This is a genomic window from Microbacterium sp. UBA3394, from assembly GCF_002358725.1.
In the GTDB taxonomy this organism is placed as follows: domain Bacteria; phylum Actinomycetota; class Actinomycetes; order Actinomycetales; family Microbacteriaceae; genus Microbacterium; species Microbacterium luteum.
Map to the genome: position 1 here is coordinate 1 of NZ_DEPK01000063.1, position 8,752 is coordinate 8,752.

The 8,752-nt window shown below is 66.0% G+C and carries 10 protein-coding genes and 1 pseudogene; 1 reads left to right on the forward strand and 10 read right to left on the reverse strand.

The genetic code is table 11. From position 1 onward, the window contains the following. The 9 genes from B4E30_RS03460 to B4E30_RS03500 form a co-directional block, all read right to left on the reverse strand. Positions 1–1,274, reverse strand: a 1,274-nt coding sequence (locus B4E30_RS03460; protein ID WP_286793503.1) for an HNH endonuclease signature motif containing protein, incomplete at its 3' end; no start/stop codon positions are given. 603 nt (positions 1,275–1,877) lie between these two features. Then, complete coding sequence (locus tag B4E30_RS03465) at positions 1,878–2,258, reverse strand: hypothetical protein (protein WP_286793504.1); 381 nt, start codon at positions 2,256–2,258, stop codon at positions 1,878–1,880. 579 nt (positions 2,259–2,837) lie between these two features. Then, on the reverse strand, positions 2,838–3,548 hold the full coding sequence (locus B4E30_RS03470; RefSeq protein ID WP_286793505.1) for a class E sortase: 711 nt from the start codon (positions 3,546–3,548) through the stop codon (positions 2,838–2,840). A 168-nt stretch (positions 3,549–3,716) separates the two neighbouring features. Continuing rightward, the gene (locus tag B4E30_RS03475) at positions 3,717–4,067 is read right to left on the reverse strand and encodes a GntR family transcriptional regulator (RefSeq protein WP_286793506.1); all 351 of its coding nucleotides are present in this window, start codon (positions 4,065–4,067) and stop codon (positions 3,717–3,719) included. Continuing rightward, the gene (locus B4E30_RS03480) at positions 4,064–4,972 is read right to left on the reverse strand and encodes a hypothetical protein (protein ID WP_286793507.1); all 909 of its coding nucleotides are present in this window, start codon (positions 4,970–4,972) and stop codon (positions 4,064–4,066) included. The genes B4E30_RS03475 and B4E30_RS03480 overlap by 4 nt, the downstream gene beginning before the upstream one ends. A 134-nt stretch (positions 4,973–5,106) precedes the next feature. Further along, entirely contained in the window at positions 5,107–5,733 is a 627-nt protein-coding gene (locus B4E30_RS03485; protein WP_286793508.1) for a hypothetical protein, read from the reverse strand. Between the two features lie 356 nt (positions 5,734–6,089). Beyond that, positions 6,090–6,461: a hypothetical protein gene (locus B4E30_RS03490; RefSeq protein ID WP_286793509.1), complete on the reverse strand. Its 372-nt coding sequence runs from the start codon at positions 6,459–6,461 to the stop codon at positions 6,090–6,092. 10 nt (positions 6,462–6,471) lie between these two features. Then, positions 6,472–6,648, reverse strand: a complete 177-nt coding sequence (locus B4E30_RS03495) for a hypothetical protein (protein ID WP_286793510.1) — start codon at positions 6,646–6,648, stop codon at positions 6,472–6,474. Positions 6,649–7,073: 425 nt separating this feature from the next. Next, the gene (locus B4E30_RS03500; protein ID WP_286793511.1) at positions 7,074–7,763 is read right to left on the reverse strand and encodes a nucleotidyltransferase domain-containing protein; all 690 of its coding nucleotides are present in this window, start codon (positions 7,761–7,763) and stop codon (positions 7,074–7,076) included. A gap of 338 nt (positions 7,764–8,101) precedes the next feature. Between B4E30_RS03500 and B4E30_RS03505 the strand changes: the two genes are divergently transcribed. After that, the gene (locus tag B4E30_RS03505) at positions 8,102–8,332 is read left to right on the forward strand and encodes a hypothetical protein (RefSeq protein WP_286793512.1); all 231 of its coding nucleotides are present in this window, start codon (positions 8,102–8,104) and stop codon (positions 8,330–8,332) included. 123 nt (positions 8,333–8,455) lie between these two features. On the opposite strand, the pseudogene B4E30_RS03510 reads toward B4E30_RS03505, so the two are convergent. After that, positions 8,456–8,752, reverse strand: a pseudogene (locus B4E30_RS03510) (hypothetical protein); the annotation flags it as partial.

Genomic DNA, 8,752 nt, shown 5'->3' on the forward strand with positions numbered 1-8,752 from the left:
AGGCCGGAGGGTGCGGTGAAGTGCAGTCTTCCGCCGGGCATTTGGACGACGGTCCACCCGGCGGCTTGTTTCAGCGCGTGGTGGCTTTCGCAGAACGCGCCCATGTTCTCGACGTCGGTCTTACCGCCGAGGGCCCAGTCTTCGCGGTGGTCGATGTCGCATTCGGTGGCGGGTCTGCGGCATCCGGGGAACCGGCACCGGATATCCCGCGCCACCAGATACCGTTTCTGCGCGGGGGTGGCGAAGCGTCGGTCGACGGCGAGCACCGTTCCGGTGATGGGGTCGAGGAAGACCCGGTCGAAACCGGGGGCGTTGCCGGCGAGGATCTTCGCCGTCTCCGGATCCACCGCGCACTTCCCGTTCAGCTGCGCCCCACCCAGGGTCGTTCCCGCGAGTGTGGTGGCCGGGACGGTGACCTGCACGTGCCCACGGATCGCACCCAACCCGCCCTCGACCCCGGTCGGGTCGACGGAGGGGGAGGCGGTGAGCAGCATGTCCAGCAGCAGGTCGGTGCGGATCTGATCCAGCGTCCGCTCATCGAACCACACACCCGGACCTGCCTCGACGCCACCCGTCCCCACATCGGCACCGCCAGCCTCGGTGGTGTTGCGTCGTGCGGCACGGTCGGCGGCTTTGATCGTCTTCCCTTGCCGGGTGAGCCGGTCGTAGACCCCGTGGACCTCCACGGACGGTCCGATCGTGCCGAGCATCGACATCCCATCCCGCAGGTCCTCCACCCAGATGCGTCGGTCCAGCACGGCATCATCGTGACGTTCCTGCATCGACAGAGGGTTGAGGTTCTCCGCGACCTGCTCCGCATACGACCGCACCCTCGCCGCAGACGTCGTCTCCGCATACCCCAGCACATCCCGCTCGTAGCTCTCTCGAGCCCCCGCGTCGGCAAGCTCCGCACCGGTGTCGACGATCACCTTCACATGTGCCCGCGACACCCGGCCCGCGTGCCACGACTCCCACGCCGCCGGGAACTGAGTCACGGTGCGGTGCGCGTCGAACAGGCGGGTCTGCATCGTGCGGTCACTGACCCGCTTCGCCACCGCAAGCTCCGCCGCCATCGCGCGCAGCGGCATCTCCCGCTCCCGCGTCGACGCATCCCGCAACCGTGCCGTCTGCTGCTGGGCGAGGTCATACGCCTCGGCATACAACCGCTCACGCTCCGCCTGAATCCGAGCCTCCGCCACATCGAACGCCGCGATCTCCGCAACCAGCTCACGCGTGCGAACCCGGTCCGCCCCACCCTGCTGGTCGATCGCCATCACAACCCCCGCTCGATCCCCGACTACTTCGAGCGTAGAACCAACTTCAGACATTGATGCGACGCAATGTGGGGCATGGGGACAACTCATTCATACACAAATACGAACTGGTGAAGACGCGCCATTTGACCGACAACCTGCAGCCAGCGGCGAGTGTCAGTCTGACGAGGGCGGCAGTGCGATCGGGCGGTGTCCTGGACCATCATCACGATCGCGGGACTGCTGGTACTTGCGGCCTAGCCACTCGCGGTCACCTGGCGTCCACGGAGTGAGTTCGGCTCCGCGCGGTCGCGTGCAACCTGCTGGGCCGAGTTCTCGAGCCGGGAGGTCGGCGGCGAGGCTACTCGTTGTCCTCACGCTGCGTGCTTGGCGAATCCCTCACATCCGCCTCGAACTGGCGTGGGTTTGAGAAAGCGAATGCGGGGTCGGAGAGGCGCCAGAGCGCGATGCCCATGCCGAAGCAGAAGCACGCGGCAATGAGGAACAGCGGCCAACCCGGTACCGGAGACATGGCGAAGGCTATGAACACGGGGCTAGTGACCCACACGGCCACCGCCCATCGCCGAAATCGCGATGTCCGGGAATTCCGCTCGCGGGCGCCCATCACCATGAGAAGCTTTCGCGTTGGGCGAGTCTCTGAATGCGGGTCGCCGATCGAGTCGTGGACACCAGGACGCTTGCGCCGGAGAGAGCGCCGACGGCACCGGCGACGATCGCACCGGTCCAGATCGGGTTCGGCCCGGTGTGGACGGTCGCTCCGGTCGTTGGGGATTCGAACACGCACGCTGCGCCGTAGGGGATGAAGGTGAGCTCCGTCCGGACATTCCATGAGGCCTCTCCGGGCGGTAAGCCGGAGGAGATACATCTCTCTGTGCCCAGGATGAGCGGCAGGAGCCCGAGGGCGAGGCTCAAGAGCAGGAGCCAGGTTCCGACGCTCAGCATCATGATGCCCGCGATGGTCGCTCGTGGCCGCGCGTCGTCCATTCGGGGACTCTACGCGTCGGACCCGAGTGTCATGCGCTTGCTGGAGGTGACTTGCTCGTTCAGGGGGGTAACTGACTGTTGTCGATTCCGAGCTGGAAGAGTTCCCCGGACCAGACGACCTGGCGATAACGATGCCACCGACGGAGGTGAGAACCATGGTGACCAGGGCAAGGGCGATCCCGGGCGCCCTGAAGGCGAACCATCCCGCCACGAGCAAGACGATCAGTCCGACCAGGTGTGCGATGACGAGCGGGATGCCACCGAGCAATTCACCGAATCCGGCCATGGTCTGACCTGCCGCCAGCGCTTTGCCTTGCTCAGATTGGGCTTCGAACTGGGCGAAGCCGTACCAAGACCACGCGGCGGCTGCGGCGCCGACACCGAGGGCCGCGAGGATCCAGAACGCGCGGCGTTGTCGGGAGATCCGGTCGGAGTCGTTGGTCAATGCATCGCTCCCGGGGTCGTTCCTCTTGCAGATCGGTGTCAGTGCTCCGGCAGGATGGCCGCGAGGCCACACCTCCGTGTCTCTCGGCCGCCCGCCGCCCAGCGTAGGCGCGCGACCCGGCCCGACACCGTGCTTCAGCTGGTGGGTGGGCTGAGGGATGCGGGTTCGCCTTCTGATCGAGGCGTGTAGCTCTCGAAGATGCTGTATCCGACGATGCGTTCGGCGAGGGAGCCGATGGGGCTGCAGCTCGTCATGGTGAGGTGCCGACCGCCGGCGGGCACGTCCGGTTTCTGGGGGACATCGAGGAGGATGTCGACCTGGGTGGGGACCACGTACTGGTGGTTCCGGAACCGGTAGGTGTACCAGCCGTTGGGTGTTTCGATGACGATTGCGTCGCCGACCTGCAACTCTGCGAGGCGGTTGAAGGGGGCACCGAAGGTGGTGCGGTGGCCGGCGAGGGCGAAGTTTCCGACCTGTCCCGGCATCTCTGAGCCGGGGTAGTGTCCGACGCGGACGGTGTCGAGGGTGCGGGCGCGGGAGGTGCCGCCGGCGACTTCGAAGACGTAGTCGGCCCCGAATCGTGGGATTCGTATGTTTGCGAACGTCTCCGCGTCGGCGGGTTGCTCGAGCAGCGGCGGCTCGACGGGAGCTGGTGTGCCTGCTGCGGGTCTGGGTGATGTCGTCGGATCGGCGTTTGGGGTGACGTATTGCTGGACCCATCGTTCGGAGAGTGCTTCTCCGTCGTTGCGGGCTTGTGCACCGTAGATCATGTCGCCGATCCAGAACTGCCAGGCGACGTAGAGCAATGCGACGATGCCGAGCGTGATCAGGAACTCCCCGAGCACGCCCGCAACCGAGGGGCGGGGGTGGCGCGGCCTGCTGGGCGTGCGGTGACCACGCCTGGTGGTCCCCGACTGATCTGTTTCGGTTTCCACGCGGCAATCCTGCCACTCGAACCCCGCCACCTGCCCGTCAGGAGAGCAGCCTCTCGTTGACCCGATCGGCGCCGAACGTCAGTCGCGCCAGATCGCGCGGAGGAGACGGATGGTGTCGTCGAGCGAGAGGTTCGCGTTGGCGCTCTCGGTGTTGAGATGGTGTGCGGCGTCGAGGACCGGGCGAGGCATGGTGGTCGCGGTGGTCGCAACGCGGGTCCCGGCGCCGATGCGGGTGACGAGGGTGCCGTCTTTCTCGAGGGTGCGGTATGCCTTCGCGACGGTCCCAGGGGCGACTCCGAGGTCGTGGGCGAGTTGGCGGACGGAGGGAATGCGTTGGTCTGCGGCAAGTTGCCCGGAGGAGATGAGTCCGCGGAGCTGGTCGCGGATCTGTTCAGCCGCCGGGGTTCCGCCGCTGAGCGTGATGTTCATGCTGTCGCCGCAGCTCGTGTCCGCGTGGGGGACGGGAGGGCTGTCAGGGCGATGCTGACCCAGTAGGCAACTCCGAGCGCTGCGGCGACATACGAGGTGACGTGGAGCGCCGGCTCGAGAGCAGCGATGGGTGTCCAGGAGTTGAAGGATCCGGAGCTCGCGCGCAGACTGGCGGTTCCAGCGAGGGAGCCGAAAGCCTGGGACACGGCGAGGAACAAGGTCGCGGTGATCGCCGTGACCACGTTGCGGGAGCGCACGACGCGGCGTTGCTGATCTTCTCCGTTGTCCTGGTTCAGCGCGGGCCGGGAGATCAGGGCGAGATCGATCCATCCGACGATGATCATCACGAGGAGGACGGCCAGCGCGGGAAGCGAGTAGAACCAGCCGTAGATGGTGGTGCCCATCGCGAACTCGCCTCCGATCTCGATCATCCACATGGTGTATCGGCCGGTCATCTCGTCGGGCTCCGACACAACTCCGCATGCGACCGCGATGGCGACCAGGATGGCCAACAGAATGCCGGGAGTCACGAGCCAGCGACCCTGGATGAAGGTGACCGGACTCCGCGGAGTCAGGGCAGCTGTGGCGGATGCCTTCCGGCTGACGATCGGAAAGGCGAGCACGAGCACCGCAAGTAGGCCCGCGAGTGGCGGTGCGAGGAACCGAAAGTCTCGGTAGGCCTCCCAGAACCCCGCCGGCAGCTCGAACGGAAGGAGCGAGGGGACACCGATGACCCGGAGCACCAGATCGCCCACGACTCCGATGAGCGCACCGAGCACCGCCGCCACCGCGAAACCTCGTCGCAGTGCAAGGTGGTGACGGAGACGGAACGCCCACCAGATGAGCGCCCCGGTGAGCCCGAGCAGCGGTGGGCCGAAGACGAGAAGGAAGAACTGCCAACTCACGTGAGCGGCCTCCAAAGCGTGTCATATAAGCAATACGTTGCGAATGTATCAGTCGTGAAGTACACCTTGGAAGTGCTGAACACGTCCGCACGTGGAGCCTGCGAAGCCGACCGGGGAAGGGAGCGGCGGGCTGGTCAGTCGCGTGAATCGAGGATGGGGGTCGGCTCGCGGTGGGCTGGTCGTTGTGCGAGTGCGATCGCGATGACGCCGAGGAGGATCGGCGCGCTCACGGCGACGATGACGCCGAGCAGGCTGATCCATTGCGCGGCTTGCTGAAGGTCGGCGGGGTTCGCAGCAGCGATCGCTTGGACGAGGATCTGGGGGACCGCCAGTGCGACGAGTGCCCAGGTCGGTGCCCAGTTCCAGGGTGAAGGAACGATCCCGGCGCGAGCAATGGCGGTGACGGCGATGATCACCGCCAAGAGCCCGATGAGGAGCTGGAGGTATCCGACGGTCTGCATCGCGACGAGGGGCCCCGAGATGAGGTTCCAAAGGAGCGAGTTGATGACAGCCAGGACCCCCGTCGCGATCAGCGCGATGGTTCCGAGGGGTCGCCGCTTGGTGACGCTCCCGCCACCGGGGATACCGAGCGCGAACACGACCGTCGCGGAGGCGAAGGCGATGGCCGAGATGGTCCGCCATAACTGCACCTCGGTGACAGTGGTGACCGACGTGACCATCGTGGTGATGGCCGACACGATCAGAAGGCTCCCGCCGATCACCCAGGAGCGCAGTGGCCGAGTCGAACTTGTCGTCGCCATGCTCCCAGCGTAGGAACCATGCGTCCGGCTCGCACGTTCCACCTTCCGTGGAGGAGAGCGACGTCGCGACGGGCACGAGCTGGGGAGGAACCGATGGGTGAGGCCGTGCCCCCCACACTCCTCGGTATGCCGTGGTCCGGCGTCGCGGGCGGTGGAAAGCATCGTGTGATGGTCAGCGAGGCGAAGCACGCCGGCTCGGCCGACGAAGCGCCACCATCCATCCAGCCGCGCGGCGCGTCACTCAACCGGACTCGGCGTGCTGCTTGTCAGGCGCGTCGATCAGGAACTTCGCGAGTGCAGCCAAGGTGCCGGATCCGATCGCAGCAACCGCTCCGCCGGATCGGGCAGCTGGCTGGCTATGACGTCACGATGATGCCTGAGAGCAGGAAGTCTGCGCTGGTATCGATCGCCTGGATCTCCCAGATCGTGACGATAGCTGCGATCAGGGCGAGGAATGCGATGGCGGACCGCGGTGCCCGTCTCGCGAAGCGGTCGATGACGAGCGCGACCGAGGTGACGATCGCGACGGTCGCGCCGGCGACTTGCGCAAACGCCATGCGGATGTAGTCGGACGTGTCAGGAGCGGTGTGGCTCGCCGCGGCCATGACCAGCGTGGTGGGAATGATCAAGACGCCGGCAACAAGGATCAGCGCGGCTGAGAATCCTCCGACACAGAGTGAACGCTTTGAGCTACGGACGGTGGGCTGCGCCTGAACTGATCCGCTCATGGTGCCGATTCTAGGGAGCGTGCCCGTCTGCGGAATAGATGCGGCGTTCCCTGTGGATGGCCGCGATGAGGCCCGTCACCAGGAATCCTGCACTGACGATGATCCACATGCCTCCAGCAAAGTAGATATACGCCAAGCGGGGCGGATCACCGGGCGCGATGAAGACGCCGAGCGAGAACATGACCACCACAGCTGATGTGATGCCCAGGCCGACTGCCCCGACGCTGATGCGCGGACGTTTGTTCCGATGCTTGCCGGCGAGAATCGTCGCGCGAGCGCAGCGAAGGCGATGGCCGATCCGATCGCAAGGAAGACGGCACTCAGCATGGTCGCTGCCTGCGAGATCCGCGGGCGTACCTCGTCTGAGCACACGGTCGACCCGAGAGATCTGCCGCAATCGGCGCCGAAGATGACGGCGGCGAACGCGAGCAGGACGCACGCGGACAAGGAGGTGCCGATGATGAGCGCGAGCCACCCAACGATGCTCGGTCGAATTAATCGCGTTCGACGCGGCTTCATTCGACTAGTTCACCAGCTCCGGAGCGCTGGGGAGGCGTGGGCGCCGAGAACTCCCGAGGTGCTCTGCCACGTGTTGAGTATCGCGATCGCGATTCAACGGACGAACCCTGCTTGGACTCGCCCACCGGCGCGGTCAAGTTCCTCCTCGGCTCGGTCTGCGAACGCAAGGACGTCGCCGTCGACAAGCGGGTGGGTCAGCGCGTCCGCACGCGCCCCACTCAGTCCGCGAAGACGACGCGGCAGATACTTGCCCGCGCCGATCCAGCGACGCTCTGACAGCAGCATGAGTTCGGCAATCCGCTCAAAGAGTGCGAACGCCACGACCCGTTGCTCCAACGGATCCGTCGCGTCTCTGAGGTCGTCGATCAGGTCAGTGATGGCGTATCGGCGCAGCTCCATCTCATGCGGCGAGACCACGGGACCTTCGTCATAGATCGTCCGCCACTCCGCTCGCAACCGGGCCACTTCCGCTGCTCCGCGGACCGGGATTCCCTCGAGGAGCATATTGAGGATGACGGGTCGGTAATCGCCGAGACCCTTCCGCGCCCATTGCTCGAACCCGTCGGGAGAATACGCGAACACTTCGAAGGTCTCGCCTTCGAAAGCGAATGTCGCGGCAAGGCTGCTCGCCTGTGCGGCCAGCATGTGATCGCCGATAAGGAGCAGATCGATATCGCTGGTCCGCGTACGATTCCCACGCGCCGTGCTGCCGGCAACGACGGCGACGGCTGCGCCGGGGAACCTGTCGACGAGGAAGCGCTCCACCAGGTCGATCTGCTGCATCTGCCGATCGTACGAGCGAAGCATGCCGTTTGTGGACGCCTTTCGTCGTTCGAGGGTCCGCGGGTGTAGACGGGGCTCCGAAGTCGTCGCCAACATGGTGCACCAGTGGTAGCAATGCGTCCGTTGCGGATGCAACCGGCTCGCGGGAGGTTGCCATGGCTGTGAGGGTGATGAAGACGCCGGCGTCGAGGGGAGAAGTCGACGTGTCACTGATCCAGCAGAGGTTAGCGCTGCGGAGGCAAGTCGTCGTCCTTGCGGGTGCACTGGGTGCATCTCTCGTCTGCGGATTCGGGTAGACAGCGGCGGCGCAACTCTGTCGGCGTCGGCATGCTCAGAGAATGACGACGATCAAGGTCAGCGACGAGCTGCGTGATCGGCTCAAGGCTCAGGCCGGGCGTGACGGACTCACCCTCGGCGCACGCTTGGAGCGCCTCGCGGATGCGGGGGACCTGCGAGCGCGCCTCGCCGCGCCCAAGTCCGCTATCGGCGCGACGAGTCCGGAAGATGCTGCTCGTCATGCGCGGGAGACCGAGGACTGGGAGAATACGGAACTGGCCGACGCTTCGTGAGGTCGCCTGATCGCGACCGCCTCACAGGCGTCACCGGCGAGGTCTCGCGTGTCTGAGCACCGTGCGCACATGGCTCGGTGACTTCCTCGATCTATAGCCCCACGCACGGGTAGCCGTCTGCCGCTAGGCGCCGCGCGGCTTCTCTTCGACAGATCCCCTCCGGACAGCGTCTGCGGTGGCGAGTGCTGCAGCCGCGATGAGCGCGACCGTGCTGAAGAGATAGAGAGCTGTCGACCACCCCGAGTTGTCGCCGCCGGAGATGAGGAACGTGTCCGCCACGGCCATTCCCGCCGGAAACGAGGCGATGAACAGAGCAGGGGCGCCCAGGGCGAGCATGAAGAGGTAAGCCATGGCTGCGGCCAAGGGCGTCGTCGCTCGGTTCCACAGCAGGAGGGCCGCGAGCACGAGCGCCAGGACGAT

What these genes read in the sequence shown, in the direction of transcription:
- B4E30_RS03490 (WP_286793509.1), bottom strand. Translation starts at nt 6,461, where the DNA reads ATGAGCGGATCAGTTCAGGCGCAGCCCACCGTCCGTAGCTCAAAGCGT.
- B4E30_RS03465 (WP_286793504.1), bottom strand. Translation starts at nt 2,258, where the DNA reads ATGGACGACGCGCGGCCACGAGCGACCATCGCGGGCATCATGATGCTG.
- B4E30_RS03485 (WP_286793508.1), bottom strand. Translation starts at nt 5,733, where the DNA reads ATGGCGACGACAAGTTCGACTCGGCCACTGCGCTCCTGGGTGATCGGC.
- B4E30_RS03505 (WP_286793512.1), top strand. Translation starts at nt 8,102, where the DNA reads ATGACGACGATCAAGGTCAGCGACGAGCTGCGTGATCGGCTCAAGGCT.
- B4E30_RS03500 (WP_286793511.1), bottom strand. Translation starts at nt 7,763, where the DNA reads ATGCAGCAGATCGACCTGGTGGAGCGCTTCCTCGTCGACAGGTTCCCC.
- B4E30_RS03475 (WP_286793506.1), bottom strand. Translation starts at nt 4,067, where the DNA reads ATGAACATCACGCTCAGCGGCGGAACCCCGGCGGCTGAACAGATCCGC.